This window comes from Micromonospora sp. NPDC048907 (assembly GCF_055586885.1).
In genome coordinates this window covers 232,795-247,650 of sequence record NZ_JBVJHI010000004.1, presented here as the reverse complement: position 1 = coordinate 247,650, position 14,856 = coordinate 232,795, and the positions used below count along the sequence as shown (strand labels likewise).

General features: G+C 74.7%; 17 protein-coding genes. 10 read left to right on the top strand and 7 right to left on the bottom strand.

Features of this window, described 5'->3' with window-relative positions:
- Positions 1 to 58 precede the first annotated feature (58 nt).
- The 7 genes from ACZ6PY_RS15190 to ACZ6PY_RS15160 are packed head-to-tail and all read left to right on the top strand — an operon-like array spanning position 59 to position 6,343.
- Positions 59 to 1,009 carry a carbohydrate ABC transporter permease gene (locus ACZ6PY_RS15190; RefSeq protein WP_466072531.1) on the top strand — a complete coding sequence of 317 codons (951 nt, stop codon included), beginning with the start codon at positions 59 to 61 and terminating at the stop codon, positions 1,007 to 1,009.
- Positions 1,006 to 1,821: a carbohydrate ABC transporter permease gene (locus tag ACZ6PY_RS15185; RefSeq protein WP_466072529.1), complete on the top strand. Its 816-nt coding sequence runs from the start codon at positions 1,006 to 1,008 to the stop codon at positions 1,819 to 1,821. Before ACZ6PY_RS15190 ends, ACZ6PY_RS15185 begins: the two co-directional genes overlap by 4 nt.
- A gap of 5 nt (positions 1,822 to 1,826) precedes the next feature.
- The gene (gene dgoD, locus ACZ6PY_RS15180) at positions 1,827 to 2,975 is read left to right on the top strand and encodes a galactonate dehydratase (RefSeq protein ID WP_466072528.1); all 1,149 of its coding nucleotides are present in this window, start codon (positions 1,827 to 1,829) and stop codon (positions 2,973 to 2,975) included.
- Positions 2,976 to 2,979: 4 nt separating this feature from the next.
- Positions 2,980 to 3,603 carry a bifunctional 4-hydroxy-2-oxoglutarate aldolase/2-dehydro-3-deoxy-phosphogluconate aldolase gene (locus ACZ6PY_RS15175; RefSeq protein ID WP_466072526.1) on the top strand — a complete coding sequence of 208 codons (624 nt, stop codon included), beginning with the start codon at positions 2,980 to 2,982 and terminating at the stop codon, positions 3,601 to 3,603.
- On the top strand, positions 3,600 to 4,553 hold the full coding sequence (locus ACZ6PY_RS15170) for a sugar kinase (protein ID WP_466072525.1): 954 nt from the start codon (positions 3,600 to 3,602) through the stop codon (positions 4,551 to 4,553). Before ACZ6PY_RS15175 ends, ACZ6PY_RS15170 begins: the two co-directional genes overlap by 4 nt.
- A 25-nt stretch (positions 4,554 to 4,578) precedes the next feature.
- Positions 4,579 to 5,808 (top strand): D-mannonate dehydratase ManD, encoded by a 1,230-nt coding sequence (gene manD / locus ACZ6PY_RS15165; RefSeq protein ID WP_466072523.1) that lies wholly within the window; start codon positions 4,579 to 4,581, stop codon positions 5,806 to 5,808.
- Positions 5,798 to 6,343, top strand: coding sequence for a gluconokinase (locus tag ACZ6PY_RS15160; RefSeq protein WP_466072521.1), 546 nt, complete (start codon positions 5,798 to 5,800; stop codon positions 6,341 to 6,343). The genes manD and ACZ6PY_RS15160 overlap by 11 nt, the downstream gene beginning before the upstream one ends.
- A gap of 45 nt (positions 6,344 to 6,388) precedes the next feature.
- Here the strand turns inward: ACZ6PY_RS15160 and ACZ6PY_RS15155 are convergent, their stop codons facing one another.
- Both ACZ6PY_RS15155 and ACZ6PY_RS15150 read right to left on the bottom strand, forming a co-directional pair.
- Positions 6,389 to 6,808 (bottom strand): YchJ family protein, encoded by a 420-nt coding sequence (locus ACZ6PY_RS15155; protein WP_466072519.1) that lies wholly within the window; start codon positions 6,806 to 6,808, stop codon positions 6,389 to 6,391.
- A 21-nt stretch (positions 6,809 to 6,829) separates the two neighbouring features.
- Positions 6,830 to 7,381 carry a histone H1 gene (locus ACZ6PY_RS15150; protein ID WP_466072517.1) on the bottom strand — a complete coding sequence of 184 codons (552 nt, stop codon included), beginning with the start codon at positions 7,379 to 7,381 and terminating at the stop codon, positions 6,830 to 6,832.
- A 212-nt stretch (positions 7,382 to 7,593) separates the two neighbouring features.
- Between ACZ6PY_RS15150 and ACZ6PY_RS15145 the strand changes: the two genes are divergently transcribed.
- Complete coding sequence (locus ACZ6PY_RS15145) at positions 7,594 to 8,211, top strand: mycothiol-dependent nitroreductase Rv2466c family protein (RefSeq protein ID WP_466072515.1); 618 nt, start codon at positions 7,594 to 7,596, stop codon at positions 8,209 to 8,211.
- Between the two features lie 2 nt (positions 8,212 to 8,213).
- On the top strand, positions 8,214 to 9,437 hold the full coding sequence (locus ACZ6PY_RS15140) for an MFS transporter (RefSeq protein ID WP_466072513.1): 1,224 nt from the start codon (positions 8,214 to 8,216) through the stop codon (positions 9,435 to 9,437).
- A gap of 9 nt (positions 9,438 to 9,446) precedes the next feature.
- On the opposite strand, the gene ACZ6PY_RS15135 is transcribed toward ACZ6PY_RS15140, so the two are convergent.
- Entirely contained in the window at positions 9,447 to 10,223 is a 777-nt protein-coding gene (locus ACZ6PY_RS15135) for an SGNH/GDSL hydrolase family protein (protein ID WP_466072511.1), read from the bottom strand.
- An 80-nt stretch (positions 10,224 to 10,303) separates the two neighbouring features.
- On the opposite strand from ACZ6PY_RS15135, the gene ACZ6PY_RS15130 reads away from it, so the two are divergent.
- Positions 10,304 to 11,302: a phosphotransferase family protein gene (locus ACZ6PY_RS15130; protein ID WP_466072509.1), complete on the top strand. Its 999-nt coding sequence runs from the start codon at positions 10,304 to 10,306 to the stop codon at positions 11,300 to 11,302.
- A gap of 4 nt (positions 11,303 to 11,306) precedes the next feature.
- On the opposite strand, the gene ACZ6PY_RS15125 is transcribed toward ACZ6PY_RS15130, so the two are convergent.
- From ACZ6PY_RS15125 to ACZ6PY_RS15110, 4 genes are all read right to left on the bottom strand, one after another.
- Positions 11,307 to 12,377: a magnesium and cobalt transport protein CorA gene (locus ACZ6PY_RS15125; RefSeq protein ID WP_466072507.1), complete on the bottom strand. Its 1,071-nt coding sequence runs from the start codon at positions 12,375 to 12,377 to the stop codon at positions 11,307 to 11,309.
- A gap of 116 nt (positions 12,378 to 12,493) precedes the next feature.
- Positions 12,494 to 13,144 (bottom strand): class F sortase, encoded by a 651-nt coding sequence (locus ACZ6PY_RS15120; RefSeq protein WP_466073550.1) that lies wholly within the window; start codon positions 13,142 to 13,144, stop codon positions 12,494 to 12,496.
- A gap of 85 nt (positions 13,145 to 13,229) precedes the next feature.
- Entirely contained in the window at positions 13,230 to 13,715 is a 486-nt protein-coding gene (locus tag ACZ6PY_RS15115; RefSeq protein WP_313720268.1) for a hypothetical protein, read from the bottom strand.
- Between the two features lie 305 nt (positions 13,716 to 14,020).
- The gene (locus ACZ6PY_RS15110; protein WP_466072505.1) at positions 14,021 to 14,689 is read right to left on the bottom strand and encodes a response regulator; all 669 of its coding nucleotides are present in this window, start codon (positions 14,687 to 14,689) and stop codon (positions 14,021 to 14,023) included.
- Between the last annotated feature and the right edge of the window lie 167 nt (positions 14,690 to 14,856).

The window sequence follows — 14,856 nt, the reverse complement described above, 5'->3', positions numbered from 1 at the left end:
GCCGTCCGGTCCCGCCACCCCGCGGACGCGGCCCTGGCCCTGAACCCCCGGAGTCCTCATGTCAGCCGTCACCACCCCCGTCACCAGATCGCCCGGCGCCCGCCCGACGGACGCGGCCGAGTCGGCCTGGTCGCGCTGGGCCAACGCGCACCGCAAGTGGCTCTTCGCGGCACCCGCCATGGCGTTCGTCGCCGTGCTGATCATCTTCCCGGTCGCCTGGACCGGGTACCTCAGCCTGACCGACGCCGAGGGCTCGGTACGGGCTGAGAGCCAGTTCATCGGGTTCCAGAATTACCTCGACGTGCTCAGCGACACCGACCGGTTCTGGCCGGCGGTGTGGCGCACCGTCTACTTCACCGGGATCGTGCTCCTCGTCGAGGTCGTGCTCGGCATGGCGATCGCCCTGCTGCTGTGGCGGCCGTTCCGCGGTGAGAAGTGGGTCCGGGTCGCCATCCTGCTGCCGCTGGTGGCCACCCCGGTCGCGGTCGGCATGATGTGGCGGCTGATCTTCGACCCCAACATCGGGATGGCGAACCAGCTGCTCGGCTGGTTCGGCATCGGTCCCCAGCCCTGGCTGGCCGGCCAGAGTTCGGCCCTGCCCACGACGATGTTCATCGACATCTGGCAGTGGACCCCGATGGTCGTGCTGATCCTGCTCGCCGGCCTGACGTCGCTCTCCGACGAGCCGCAGGAGGCGGCCCTGATCGACGGCGCCAGCACCTGGCAGCGGTTCCGGCACGTCACGCTGCCGCTGCTGATGCCCACCGTCATCGTCGCGATCCTGCTGCGCGGCATCGACGCGCTGAAGACCTTCGACATCCTCTACGCCACCAAGGGCCGCGGCGGCGGGTCGTTCCACGAGGTCGAGACCCTCAACGTCTACGCGTACGGCCTCAGCTTCGACTACAACGACTACGGCGTCTCATCGACGGTCCTCATCATCTTCTTCCTGATCATCATCGGGGTGATGTGGGCCCTGACCTACCGCAAGAAGGGGCTGGAGCGATGAACCCGAGCCGGCCGTTCAAGGTGTTCCGGGCGCTGGCGCTGGCCGTTGTGGTGATCTCGCTGATCGCGCCGCTGCTCTGGATGGTTTCCGCGTCGTTCAAGACGAACGTCGACATCTACGACACCGACAAGGCGTTCGCCTTCTCGCCCACCCTGGGCAACTACCACACCGTCCTCCAGCAGGCGAACTACGTCCAGTTCATCGGCAACAGCCTCTGGGTGGCGTTCGCCGCCACGGTGCTCTCCCTCATCCTCGGGGTGCCCGCCGCGTACTCGATGAGCCGCTTCAACATGAAGAAGTCCGCTCTCGTCGTGCTCATGGCCCGGGTCATCCCCGGCGTCTCGCTCCTGGTGCCCTGGTACTACGTCTTCTCGAACCTGCAGATGGTCGGCGGCTACACGGTGCTGATCCTCAGCCACATGTTCGTGTCGCTGCCGTTGATCGTCTACATCATGATGGGCTTCTTCGACAGCCTGCCCCAGGACCTGGAAGAGGCGGCGCTGGTCGACGGGCTGACCCACATCGGCGCGTTCCGCCGGATCACCCTGCCGCTGTCCGTGCCGGGCGTCGCCACCGCCGGGATCTTGTCCTTCATCTTCTCCTGGAACAACTTCATGTTCGCCCTGGTGCTCTCCGGCGCGGACACCAAGACCCTGCCCGTGGCGATCTTCGACTTCGTCGGCTACGCCAGCATCGACTGGGGCGGCCTGATGGCCGCGGCCACCGTGGTCACCCTGCCGATCATGGTGATCGCCCTGTTCGTGCAGCGGTACATCGTCTCCGGTCTGACCGCCGGCGCCACGAAGGGCTGAGCGGCATGACGACCATCGCGCGCATCGAGACCTTCCTGGTCGCACCCCGCTGGCTCTTCGTCCGCGTCGAGACCGACAGCGGTGTCGTCGGCTGGGGCGAGGCGACCTGCGAGGGGCGCTCGGAGACCGTCCGGACCGCCGTCGAGCAGCTCAGCGAACTGCTGATCGGCCGGGACGCGCTGCGCATCGAGGACCACTGGCAGGTCATGACCAAGGGCTCGTTCTACCGGGGCGGGCCGATCCTGGCCAGCGCCGTGGCGGGCCTCGACCAGGCGCTCTGGGACATCGCCGGCAAGCACTTCGGCGCCCCGGTGCACCAGTTGCTCGGCGGTCCGGTCCGGGACCGGATCCGGGTGTACGGCTGGGTCGGCGGCGACGAGCCCAGCGAGGTCCGCGACCAGATCAGCGCCGCCGTCGAGTCGGGCCTCACCGCGGTGAAGATGAACGCCTCGGGCCGGATGAGCCCGGTCGCCTCGGTGGCCGAACTCGACGGCGTCGTCCGGCGGGTGGCCGCGGCCCGCGAGGTGCTCGGTGAGCAGCGCGACGTGGCGGTCGACTTCCACGGCCGGTTCAGCCTCGCCACCGCCCGCCGGGTCGCCCCGCTGCTCGAGCCCTACCGGCCGTTCTTCCTGGAGGAGCCGGTCGTCCCGGAGAACTCCCACCTCATCGGTGAGCTGGTGCGGGCCACCAGCACCCCGGTGTCCACCGGCGAGCGGCTCTACAACCGGCAGGAGTTCCTGCCGGTGCTCCAGGCCGGCATCGCGGTCGCCCAGCCGGACCTCTCCCACGCGGGTGGCATCACCGAGGTCCGCAAGATCGCCGCGCTCGCCGAGGTGTACGACGTGCAGCTCGCCCCGCACTGCCCGCTCGGCCCGATCGCCCTGGCCGCCTGCCTGCAGGTCGGCTTCGCCACGCCGAACTACCTGATCCAGGAACAGAGCATCGGCATCCACTACAACCTCGGCGCCGAGGTGCTCGACTACTGCCTCGACAAGAAGCCGCTGACCTTCGTCGACGGCTACGTCGAGCGGCTCACCGGGCCCGGCCTCGGCATCGAGATCGACGAAGACGCGGTGCGGGCGGCGGACAAGCGCGGCCACGCCTGGCGCAGCCCCACCTGGCGGCACCGCGACGGCTCCTACGCGGAATGGTGATCACATGACCGTCAACCTCACCGCCGAACTCGCCGCCGCCCGGATGCTCGCGGTCATCCGCGGCACCGACGCCGCCGGTGCGATCGCCGCCGGCACCGCCCTGCTGGCAGAGGGCGTACGCATCGTCGAGGTGGCCCTCACCACCCCGCACGCGGCGTCCGCCATCGAGGCCCTGTGCGCCGCCGCGCCCGCCGGGTCCCTGGTCGGCGCCGGGACCGTGCTCACCGCCGCCGACGTCGCCGACGTGGCCGCCGCGGGCGCGCAGTTCGTGGTGACGCCGGCCGTGGTCGAGTCGATCCCCGAGGCGGCGCGGCGCGGGCTGCCGGTCGCCGCCGGGGCGTTCACCCCGACCGAGGCGTACACCGCGATGCGGATGGGCGCGTCGGCGATCAAGCTGTTCCCGGCGTCGGTGGGGGGTCCGGCGTACCTGAAGGCGGTGCGCGACCCGTTCCCGGACATTCCGTTCGTCGCGGTCGGCGGCGTCGGCCTGACCGACCTGCCCAGGTACTTCGCCGCCGGGGCGATCGCCGTCGGCGTGGGCGGGCCGCTGGTCGGCGACGCCGCCTCCGGCGGCGACCTGGCCGCCCTGCGCGAACGGGCCCGCGCCTACCTGGCCGCCGTGGCATGAGCGGCGTCGACCTGCTCACGTTCGGCGAGGCGCTGGTCTCGCTGCGCTCGTCCGGGCCGCTCGCGGCCGGCGGCCCGCTCACCCCGCACCTGGCGGGCGCGGAGTGCAACGTGGCCGTCGGCGTGTCCCGGCTCGGCCACCGCGCGGCCTTCGTCGGGCGGGTCAGCGACGACGAGCTGGGCGGGTTCCTGCTGCGCCAGCTGCGGGCCGAGAGCGTGGATGTCACCCACGTGACCCGCGACCCGCGGCGCTCGGCCGGGCTGATGTTCCTGGAGCGGCGCACTGCCGACCTGATCCGCGTCAGCTACCAGCGGTCCGGCTCGGCCGGCTCGGCGCTCTGCGTCGACGACCTGCGCGCCGCCGTGGCCGCCGGCGCCCGCGTGCTGCACCTGACCGGGATCACTCCGGCGCTGTCGGACACCGCCCGGGAGGCCACGACGTGGGCGGCGCAGGCCGCCGCCCGGGCCGGTGCGCTGGTCTGCCTCGACGTCAACCACCGCACGAAGCTGTGGAGCCGGGACGCGGCCCGGGCCGTGCTCACCCCGCTCGCCGGCTACGCCGCGGTCGTCGTGGCCTCCGCGGACGAGTTGGATCTGGTCGGCGCGCCGGGCGCGGACGAGCAGACCGTGGTGGCCGGGCTGCTGGACCGGGGCGTGTCGACCGTGCTGGTGAAGCTCGGCGGCGACGGTGCCCGCGCGTACACCCGGGACGGCTGCCGGCACGCGGCGGCCCTGCCCGTGACGGCGGTGGACACGGTCGGCGCGGGGGACGCCTTCACGGCCGGCTACCTCTCCGGCCACCTGGACGGGCTCGACCTGGCCGGGCGGCTGCGCCGCGCGGTCACCCTCGGCGCCTTCGCCGTCGCCGGGCACGGCGACTGGGAGGGCCTGCCGCGCCGCGAGGAGCTGTCCCTCCTGGACTCCTGGCAACCCGGCGACACCATTCGCTGACCCCCACCCGAAGAAAGGCACCCGCGTGAAGATCGTCGCAGCGGACGTCATCGTCTCCAGCCCCGACCGCAACTTCGTCACCCTCAGGATCACCACTGACGAAGGGCTGACCGGACTGGGGGACGGCACCCTCAACGGGCGGGAACTGTCCGTGGCGTCCTACCTGGCCGACCACGTCGTCCCCCTGCTCATCGGGCGGGACCCGCACCGGATCGAGGACACCTGGCAGTTCCTCTACCGGTCGGCCTACTGGCGGCGGGGGCCGGTCACCATGGCCGCCATCGCCGCCGTGGACGTGGCGCTCTGGGACATCAAGGCCAAGGCCGCCGGGATGCCGCTCTACCAGCTCCTCGGCGGCGCGTCGCGCACCGGCATCATGGCGTACGGGCACGCCTCCGGGCGGGACCTGCCCGAGCTGTTCGACTCGATCCGCCACCACCTCGAGCTGGGCTACCGGTCCATCCGGGTGCAGACCGCGGTGCCCGGCATCAACGCCGTCTACGGGGTGGCCGCGCAGCCCAGCGCCGACGGCAGGCGGTACGACTACGAGCCGGCCCAGCGCATCCCGCTGCCCGCCGAGGAGGACTGGGACACCCGCGCCTACCTGCGGCACCTGCCCGCCGTGTTCGAGGCGGTCCGCAACGAGTTCGGCCCGGAGCTGCCGCTGCTGCACGACGGGCACCACCGGATGACCCCCATCCAGGCCGCCAAGCTGGGCAAGGCGCTGGAGCCGTACGACCTGTTCTGGCTGGAGGACTGCACCCCGGCGGAGAACCAGGAGGCGCTGCGGCTGGTCCGCCAGCACACCACCACCCCGCTGGCCATCGGCGAGGTCTTCAACACCGTGTGGGACTACCAGACGCTGATCCGCGACCAGCTCATCGACTACGTCCGGTCCGCGGTCACCCACACCGGCGGCATCACCGCCATGCGCAAGCTGCTCGACTTCGCGGCCCAGTACCAGATCAAGTCCGGCATCCACGGCCCCACCGACATCTCGCCGGTCGGCATGGCCGCCGCGCTCCACCTGGACCTGGCCATCCACAACTTCGGCATCCAGGAGTACATGCGGCACGGGGCGCTCACCAACGAGGTGTTCCGCCAGTCGTTCACCTTCACCGACGGGTACCTGCACCCGGGGGAGCAGCCCGGCCTCGGTGTGGAACTCGACGAGGCGGCCGCCGCCAAGTTCCCGTACCAGCCGGCGTACCTGCCGTTCAACCGGCTCAAGGACGGCACCGTCCATGACTGGTGACCGGCCGCCCACCCGGCACGTCGTGGTGATGGGCGTGTCCGGCGCGGGCAAGACGACGGTGGCCCGCGGCATCAGCGAGCTGACCGGCCTGCGGTTCGCCGAGGCCGACGAGTTCCACCCGGCCGCCAACGTGGCCCGGATGCGGGCCGGCGTACCGCTCGACGACGCGGACCGCTGGCCCTGGCTGCGCGCCCTGGCCGGGTGGATGGCCGACCGGCACGCCGAGGGGGTCTCCACGGTGCTGAGCTGCTCGGCGCTGAAGCGCGCGTACCGGGACGTGCTGCGGCAGGGGCCGGCGGAGGTCGAGTTCCTGCACCTGGACGGGGCCGCCGAGCTGATCCGGGACCGGCTGGACCGGCGGGTGGGGCACTACATGCCGGCCAGCCTGCTGGACTCGCAGCGGGCCATCCTGGAGCACCTGGAGCCGGACGAGGCGGGCGTGGTGCTGCAGGTGGCGGCGCCACCGGACGAGCTGGTCCGGGCGGCGGTCACCCGGCTCCGCCTGCCGGTACGCGCCGGGGTCGCCGGCGCCTGACCGGCGTCCGCCCACCGGCGGGGCGAGTCCCCCGCCGGCCGGCGGTCAGTCGGGTAGCGCGTCCAGGTAGACCCAGCGGCCGTCGTCCCGGACGAACCGGCTGTGCTCGGCCACCGTGCCGGGCCGGCCGGCCTCCCGGTAGTGCGCCCGGAACCGGACCGTGCCCTCGGTGTCGAACATTCCGCCCCGGCCGGTGTCGAGCACCTCCAGCCGGGTCCACCGGGTGCCCGGGTCCAGCTCCAGCCGGCGTGGTCGGGTGGTCGGGTGCCAGGTACGCAGCAGGTACCCGGCGTCGCCCACCACGAAGGCGCTGTACCGGGAGCGCATCAGCGCCTCGGCGGTCGCCGCCGCCGCGACGCCCCGGTGGATCGGGCCGCAGCAGTCGGCGTACGGCAGGCCGGAGCCGCACGGACAGGGCCCGCTGGTCGGGTCGGCCGCGCTCCGGCGGGCACCGCGTTTCGCCACCGGGTCATTCTCGCCGACGGGTCACCGGCCGCTCGTCCGGGCCGTCCGCCGGGTGCCGAACGACTCCATGGTGGTCGCCTTCTTCGCCGGCGTGCGCGTCGCGGCGACCCGCTGGGCCTTGGCGCCGGCGGCGGCCTTCCTGGCGGTGGCCGCGCGGGCCGTGCCCTTGGCGGCCGGCGCCTTCTTCGCCGTGGTCCGGGTGGCCGCTGCCTTCTTGACCGTCCTCCTGGTGCCGGGCGCCGTCTTGGCGACGGCCTTCCTGGCGGGCGCCTTCTTGGCCGCGGCCTTGGTGGCGGGGGCCTTCTTCGCCGCCGTGGTGGTCTTCTTCGCGGCGACAGCCTTGGCGGTGGGCCGGCGGGTGGGTGTGGCGGTGGTGGCCGATGTGGCCTTCTTCCGGGCCACCCGCGCGGTGGTCGGGGTCGCCTTCCCGCCGGGGGTCTTGGCGGCGGTGGCCCCGGTCGCCCGCTTGGTGGCGGTCGCGACCTTCTTCGCCGCCGCCTTGTTCGGCATCGGGGCCTTGCGGGCCCCGGTGGCCTTCCTGGCGCTGCTCGGTCTGGTGGCCGCCTGGGCCATCGGTCCTCCTCGCGGTCCGCCGCGGCCCGGACGGGTGCGTCCGGCGACGTCGGGCCGGCCGGCCCGCGCGGCGCGCGTGTCTTCCCGCCGCGCCGGTGGTCAAACCCGCGATGGATTGGCCCAATGAAACGTGCGTGGATCGGCACTGCCGATGGGCCGATCGCCCGTCTAGCGTGGGATCGGCACGAGCGAACGAGAGGACCTGGACGACCATGACGACCGTTGACATGTGGTTCGACCCGCGCTGCCCGTGGGCCTGGAACGCCTCCCGCTGGCTGCTGGAGGTGGAGCGGGTCCGGGAGGTCCGGCTCCGCTTCCACGTGATGAGCCTGTCCCTGCTCAACGAGGGGCGCGAGGGGTTGGAGGAGTGGTACCGGGAGTGGCTGAAGCCGGGCCTGGGGCCGGTCCGGGTCTGCGTGGCCGCCGCACAGAAGTGCGGCCCGGAGGTGCTGCGCGACCTCTACACGGCGCTGGGCGAGCGGATCCACCACGAGCGCGCCCCCATCGGCCGGGAACTCTACGTGGCGGCGCTGACCGAGGTCGGCCTGCCCGTCGACCTGGCCGACGCCGCGGACACCACCGACCACGACGAGGCCCTGCGGGCCAGCCACCAGGCCGGGCTGACCCCCGTCGGCGAGGACCTCGGCACGCCGACCATCCACGTCACCGGCGCCGACGGGCGGCTGAACGCCTTCTTCGGGCCGGTGGTGGCCCCCATCCCGCGGGGCGAGGACGCCGGCCGGCTCTGGGACGGCGTGCTGCTGGTCTCCGGCACCGACGGGTTCTTCGAGCTGAAGCGGGCGCGGACCCGCCGGCCGGTCGAGCGCTGACCGTGTCCGGCCGCCTGCTTCCCGCGCCCGGTCCGGCCCGGTCGCTCGCCCTGGCCCAGCTGGCCAACTCGGTCGGCGACGGCGCCTTCCTCGTCACCTCCGCGCTCTACTTCACGCAGGTGGTGGGCCTGTCACCCGGCCAGGTCGGGCTCGGGCTCTCCGCCGGCTGGGCGGTCGGCCTGCTCGCCGGCGTGCCGGCCGGTCACGCCGCCGACCGGCGCGACGCCCGCCGGGTCGCCGTCGGGCTGGCCGCCGCCACCGCGCTGGCGGTCGCCGCCTTCCTGCTGGTCCGCCAGCCCGTCGGCTTCGTCCTGGTGGCCTGCCTCTACGCCGGCTGCCAGACCGCGCTGGCGGCGGTGCGGCAGGCGCTGCTGGCCCGGCTGGTCGAACCCGACCTGCGGACCGCGGTGCGGGCGCGGTTGCAGTCGGTGGCCAACGCCGGGCTCGGCCTGGGCGCGGCGCTCGGCGGCCTGGCGCTCTGGGCGCACACCGCCGGGGCGTACCGGTCGGTGCTCCTGCTCGACGCGGCGGCCTTCCTGACCACCGCCGTGCTGCTGCGGCGGCTGCCCGCCCGGCGCGGCCCGGCGGCCCCGGCCGCGGCGACCGGCGGGCGCCTCGCGGTGCTCCGGGACCGGCGGTACGCGCTGCTCACCGCCCTGAACGCGGTCCTCATGCTGTACCTGCCGCTGCTCAGTCTCGTGCTGCCGCTCTGGGTGGCCCGGCGCACCGCGGCGCCGGCCTGGCTCGCGGCGGCCCTGCTGGTGGTCAACACGGCGGCGGTGATGCTCGCCCAGGTGCGGGTGGCCCGGCGGGTGACCGACCCGGCCGGCGCGGTGCGCGCGCTGCGCCGGGCCGGCGCGGCCATGGTCGTCGCCTGCGTGCTCTTCGCCCTGTCGGCCACCGCCACCGGGCCGTGGCCCGCCGCGGCGCTGCTGCTGCTCGGCGCGGGCGCCCAGGTGTACGCCGAGATGGCGCACGGCGCCGGCGCCTGGCAGCTCAGCTTTGACCTGGCCCCGGCCGACCGGCACGGCCTCTACCAGGGGTTCTTCGGCGCCGGCGTGCCGCTGGCCCGGATGCTCGGCCCGGTGCTGCTGACCTGGCTGATCGTCGAGGGGGGCGGACCGGGCTGGCTGGCCTTCGCCGCCCTCTACGCCACCGCGGCGACCGCCGTCGGCCCGGCGGTGCGGGGCGCGGGCCGACCGGCACCGGCGCCGGCGGCCGGCTGATCGGGCGTCTCAGGACGCGGGCAGCTCCACCGGCAGCGGCACCGGCCGCTTCGCCACCCGGTCGTCGCCGGAGGAGCGCCCGCGCAGGTGCCGGCCCAGCCAGGGCAGCAGGTGCCGCCGGGTCCAGGCCAGCTCGGCGCGGACCGCCTCCCGCCGGGGACGGCGGGCGGCCACCGGCAGCGGGTGCGACCACGAGTCGTCGTACCCCGGCAGGCCGGCGGTGTGCGCGAGCGCCGCGGCGATCCGCTCGTGGCCGGCCGAGTTGGCGTGCAGCCGGTCGTCGCTCCACAGCCGGGGGTCCGAGGCCACCGGGTGCGCGCCCAGGTCGAGCAGGGTGGCCCCGGTCTCGGCGGTGGCCGCCCGGACCGCCTCGTTGAGCGCCAGCACCCGGCCGCGCAGCGGGCGGGCCAGCGGCATCACCGGCGCCGGGTCGGGCAGGGTGAAGGTGAGCACCGTGGCGCCCTGGCCGACCAGCGCGCGCTGCATGGCACGCACGTCCTCGACCACCCGGTCGGCGTCGAACGACGGGCGCAGCACGTCGTTCATGCCGGCCACCACGGTCGCCAGGTCGGGGGCCAGCTCCAGCGCCACCGGCAGCTGCTCGCTCCGGATCCGTGCGGTGGTGCGGCCGCGGATCGCGAGGTTGGCGTATTCCAGGCCGCCCTGGGCGCGGGCCACCGCGAGGGCGAACCGGTCGGCCCAGCCCCGGTAGCCGCCCGCCCCGTCCGGGTCGTCCAGGCCCTCGGTGGTGCTGTCGCCGATCGCCACGTACCGCCGCCACATCATGCGCGCCAGCCTACGAAATCCGCCACGGGCGGTTTCGGGGACAGCGCCGTCCCGCCGCGGCCGCTAGCGTGGTGCGGGACATGAGCCCGACCCAGCGCCTCCTCGACCCGGATCAGGTCCGGCGCTACGTGGCGGCCTCGCTCGGCCCCACGCCCGGGGTGACCGACTGCGGGCCGCTGACCGGCGGCGGGTTCGCCGCCGTCTGGTGGGCGACCCTCGACGACGGGCGGGCCGTGGCGCTCAAGGTGGGCCCGCCGCCGCACGTGCCGCTGCTGCGCTACGAGCGGGACATGATCGGCGCGGAGGCGCGCTACCTGCGGCTGGTCGCCGCGCGGGCGCCCGCCGTGCCCGTGCCGCCCCTGCTGCACCACGGCCGTGACCCGGTGCTCGGCGACTGGCTGCTCACCGGCCTGCTGCCCGGCCGCACCCTGTGGGACCTGACCCGGGCCGGCGCCGAGGTGGCCGGCGTCCGGGCCGAGTTCGGCCGCGCGCTGGCCACGCTGCACGGCGTCACCGGCGACCGCTTCGGCTACGACGGCGGCCGGGCCGGCGCCCCCACCTGGCGCGGCGCCTACACCGCCATGATCGACGACCTGCTCGCCGACGCGGCGGACTGGGCGGTGCCGCTGCCCGTCCCGGCGGCCCGCATCCGCGAGCTGGTCGACCGGCACGCCGCCGTCTTCGACGCGGTACGCCGCCCGGCGCTGCTGCACTTCGACGGCTGGGCCGGCAACGTCCTCGCCCTCGACGATCCCGACGGGACGCCCCGGCTCACCGGGCTCGTCGACGGCGAGCGCCACCTCTGGGGCGACCCGCTGCTGGACCTGGTGTCGCCACTGCTGTTCCGGCGCGCCGAGGACGAACCCGACGACCCCCTCGTGCGGGCCTACCGGGCGGCCGCGCCGTTCCCGCTGGACGCCGGGGCGCGCCGCCGGCTGGGGCTCTACCGGCTGCACCTCTACCTGCTGATGACCGTGGAGATGCCCAGCCGGGGCATCACGGCCCAGTCCGACCCGGGGCGGGTGGCCCTCCTCGCCGAGCTGCTCGACGCCGAACTGTCCGACCTGGACCGGCCCTGACCGCTCAGAGCCAGCCGGAGCGCCGGAACAGCCGGTGCAGGGTGACCGCGGCCGTCGCCATGAGCAGCAGCGCCCCCGCGTAGCCGTAGCGCCAGCCCAGCTCCGGCATGTGCGCGAAGTTCATCCCGTAGACGCCGGCCACCGCGGTCTGCGTCGCGGCGATCGCCGCCCAGGCCGCGATCTTGCGCATGTCGTTGTTCTGCTCGACGGCCAGCTGCGCCAGCCGGGACTGGAGGATCGAGTTGAGCAGGTCGTCGTACGAGCCGATCCGGTCCACCGCCCGGGTGAGCCGGCTCTCCACGTCGGCGAACCAGCGGTGCAGCCCCGGCGGCGGGCCCTCGCCCCGCTGCTCCAGCAGCGCGCGCAGCGGCGCCTGCAACGGCAGCACCGCCCGCTTGAACTCCACCACCTCCCGCTTGAGCTGGTAGATGTGCTGGATGTCGGCGTCCCGGTCGCGGGCGAAGACGGTCTCCTCGACGCGCTCCAGGTCCCGCTCCAGGTGCCCGGCGACCTCCAGGTAGAGGTCGACCATCCGGGCGCAGACCGCGTACGCCACCGCCCACGGTCCCTCGGACAGCAGGCCCGGCCGGCGCTGCACGTCCTCCCGCACCGGGCTCAGCGCGCCCGTCGCGCCGTGGCGGACGGTGAGCGCGAACCGGTCGCCGAGGAACACCATCACGTCGCCGGTGTCGATCACCTCGGAGGTGGCGGTCAGCTCGGTGTGCTCGACGTAGCCCGCGGTGCGCAGCACCAGCAGCGTCACGTCGCCGTGCCGCTGGACGGTGGGCCGGTGCCCGTCGGCGAGGGCCTGCGCCACGGCCAGCTCGTCCAGCCCGAAGGTCCGCCCGACCGCGGCCATCACGGCGGCGCCCGGCTCGTGCAGCCCGAGCCAGACGAACGCCCGCCGGGTGCGGCGGGCCCGCTCGTACGCGTCGGCGTAGTGCGGGCGGCCCGGCTCCCGCCGGCCGGCCACGTAGATCGCGCAGTCCACCACGGCGTCCGGGTTGGCGCGGCGCGGCACCGGCCCGGCGGCCTCGTCGGTGCGGCCGAGCAGGCGGGTCAGGAGACCGGGCATCAGCCGTCCACCCCACCGGGTCCGTGTCGCCGACCGGCCCACCGCGCACCTCCGCCGCCCAGGAACTGACGGCCTACGGTACGGCCTTCGGGCCCCGCGGCGGTGTCCGGCCCGCGTCAGCGGGCGGCGGTGGCGAAGACCACGATGTTGTCCGGGTAGCTGCCGGTGCGCGGGTCGAACCGGCCGCCGCAGGTGATCAGCCGCAGGCGTGCCTCGGCGCCACCGCCGTACACCCGCTCGGTGGGGAAGCGCTCCTTCGGGTACGCGCCGACGCCGTCCACGGTGAACACCGCGACCCGGCCGTCGGCCCGGGTGACCTCGACGGTGTCGCCGGGGCGCAGCCGGCCGAGGTCGAAGAACACGGCGGGACCGCGCAGCGAGTCGACGTGCCCGACCAGTACGGCGTTGCCGGCCTCGCCGGGGGTGGGGCCGCGGCGGTACCAGCCGGCGATCTCCGGATGGTCCAGCGGCGGCACCTCCAGCGCGCCGTTGGCGTCGGTGGCGACCGGAACGATGTCGGCGTCGACGCCGATCCGGGGAATGGCGACGCGGAGCGGCTCCGAGCGGGGGAGCACCGGTCCGGCCGCCCCGGAGCGCTCGGCGGTCGGCGCGGCCGAGGCGCCCGGCTGGGGCGGCGGGTCCGAGGTGGTGCCGAGGCCGGCGGCGACCAGCCCGGCGCCGGTGGCGCCCGCCAGGGTGACCGCGGCGACGATGACGGCGGTGCGGGCTCTCGACCGCCCGTCCGCGGGGTGGCGCTGCGACGACAGGGTCCCACCTCCGTCCGTCGTGGACGCGGCGCCCGCGCCGGTCGGACCGGCGCGGGCACCCGCCCAGGGATGGTGTGGCGGGCCGTCAGGCGACGGCGTTCGCGCGCCGGCGGCGGCGCACCATCACGTACGTCCCGCCGGCGACCGCCGCGGCGGCCAGCGCGCCGCCCGCGACCAGCACGCCGGTGTCGCCGTCCCGGCCGCCGGCGCCGGCCTGCGCGCCGCCGATCGGGGTGACGGTGAAGCTGGCCGTGCCGCCGTTGCTGCCGTCGCCGCAGGTGGCGGTGACCGTGTACGTGCCGAGCGTGAACCCGGCGGTGAAGAGCTCGGCGCTCAGCCCGCCGCCCGCCGCGGCCGTGGTGGATCTGACGTTCTGGTCCCGGTTCGGGCCGGTGACGCGGAAGAGCGCGTCGCCCGCCTTCGGGTTGCACGTCGTGGTGAGCACGACGGTCCCGCCGACCGGGGTGGTGGCCGGTGAGACGGTGGTGTCCGCGAGGGCGGCGGCCGGGAGCAGCAGTGTGCCGAGGCCCACGCCGACCGCCGCCGATCCGAGAACTGTCTTTGCCTTCATCCGCGTCTTCCCTCACTTTTCGTCCGCTGTCTGCGTGGGACGCCGTTCGGGTGGCCAACTCCGTGACTAGCACCGGTGTGGCCAACACTAGGAGGGTTGCGGCGGTCACTCGGCGTAATTGAGAAATCTTCGTTGCCGTCACGTGTTCCCGGTCGCTCCCGGGTCCGACGGACATGCCCGCCCAGCCCGGGCAGCCGGGCGGCGCGGGGCGTCCCGGGCTGCGTGGGGCGTCCCGGTCCCGGCGGCGCCGGCGCGTCTGTCCGGTTCGGCCCCGCCTGCGCCGCTGCGCCCGGCCTGCGGCGCCGTCAGCGGGGCGGTGGCTCGGGGCGGGCCAGACCCACGTCGTAGGCGAACACCACCGCCTGGATCCGGTCGCGCAGGCCGAGTTTGGTGAGGATGGCGGAGATGTGGGTTTTCACCGTGGCGGTGCTGAGGAACAACCGTTCGGCGATCTCCGCATTGGACAGTGCGCGTGCGGCGAGCGTCAGCACCTCCACCTCCCGGGCGGTGAGCGTGGCGAGCCGCCCCCGGTCGGCGGGCGCGCCGGGCAGCCGGTCGGCGAACCGGTCGAGCAGCCGGCGGGTCACCGTCGGCGCCAGCAGCGCCTCGCCCCGGGCCACCACCCGCACCGCCTCGGCCAGGTCGGCCGGGCGGGTGTCCTTGAGCAGGAAGGCGCTCGCGCCGGCGCGCAGCGCCGCGTACACGTGCTCGTCGAGGTCGAAGGTGGTGAGCATGACCACCCGGGCGGGGTTGCCGCCGGACACCAGCTCCCGGGTGGCGGCGATGCCGTCCAGCCGCGGCATCCGCACGTCCATCAGCACCACGTCGGGGCGGGTCCGGTTCGCCACCGCCACCGCCTCGACGCCGTCGGCGGCCTCGCCGACGACGGTCAGGTCGGGCCGGGCGTCGATGACCATGGCGAGCCCGGCACGGATCAGGTCCTGGTCGTCGGCGACCACCACGCGGACGGTCACCGCGCCACCCCGGTTCGCGACTGCGGGGCTCGCAGACCCGGCTCACTCCTCGCGCTCACTGTGCCACCTCGGTTCGCGACTGCGGGGCTCGCAGACCCGGCTCACTCCTCGCGCTCACTGTGCCACCTCGGTTCGCGACTGCGGGGCTCGCAGACCCGGCTCACTCC

What these genes read in the sequence shown, in the direction of transcription:
- ACZ6PY_RS15145 (WP_466072515.1), top strand. Translation starts at nt 7,594, where the DNA reads ATGACGACCGTTGACATGTGGTTCGACCCGCGCTGCCCGTGGGCCTGG.
- ACZ6PY_RS15135 (WP_466072511.1), bottom strand. Translation starts at nt 10,223, where the DNA reads ATGATGTGGCGGCGGTACGTGGCGATCGGCGACAGCACCACCGAGGGC.
- ACZ6PY_RS15190 (WP_466072531.1), top strand. Translation starts at nt 59, where the DNA reads ATGTCAGCCGTCACCACCCCCGTCACCAGATCGCCCGGCGCCCGCCCG.
- ACZ6PY_RS15115 (WP_313720268.1), bottom strand. Translation starts at nt 13,715, where the DNA reads ATGAAGGCAAAGACAGTTCTCGGATCGGCGGCGGTCGGCGTGGGCCTC.
- ACZ6PY_RS15125 (WP_466072507.1), bottom strand. Translation starts at nt 12,377, where the DNA reads ATGCCCGGTCTCCTGACCCGCCTGCTCGGCCGCACCGACGAGGCCGCC.
- ACZ6PY_RS15185 (WP_466072529.1), top strand. Translation starts at nt 1,006, where the DNA reads ATGAACCCGAGCCGGCCGTTCAAGGTGTTCCGGGCGCTGGCGCTGGCC.
- ACZ6PY_RS15170 (WP_466072525.1), top strand. Translation starts at nt 3,600, where the DNA reads ATGAGCGGCGTCGACCTGCTCACGTTCGGCGAGGCGCTGGTCTCGCTG.
- ACZ6PY_RS15130 (WP_466072509.1), top strand. Translation starts at nt 10,304, where the DNA reads ATGAGCCCGACCCAGCGCCTCCTCGACCCGGATCAGGTCCGGCGCTAC.
- ACZ6PY_RS15175 (WP_466072526.1), top strand. Translation starts at nt 2,980, where the DNA reads ATGACCGTCAACCTCACCGCCGAACTCGCCGCCGCCCGGATGCTCGCG.
- dgoD (WP_466072528.1), top strand. Translation starts at nt 1,827, where the DNA reads ATGACGACCATCGCGCGCATCGAGACCTTCCTGGTCGCACCCCGCTGG.
- ACZ6PY_RS15150 (WP_466072517.1), bottom strand. Translation starts at nt 7,381, where the DNA reads ATGGCCCAGGCGGCCACCAGACCGAGCAGCGCCAGGAAGGCCACCGGG.
- ACZ6PY_RS15160 (WP_466072521.1), top strand. Translation starts at nt 5,798, where the DNA reads ATGACTGGTGACCGGCCGCCCACCCGGCACGTCGTGGTGATGGGCGTG.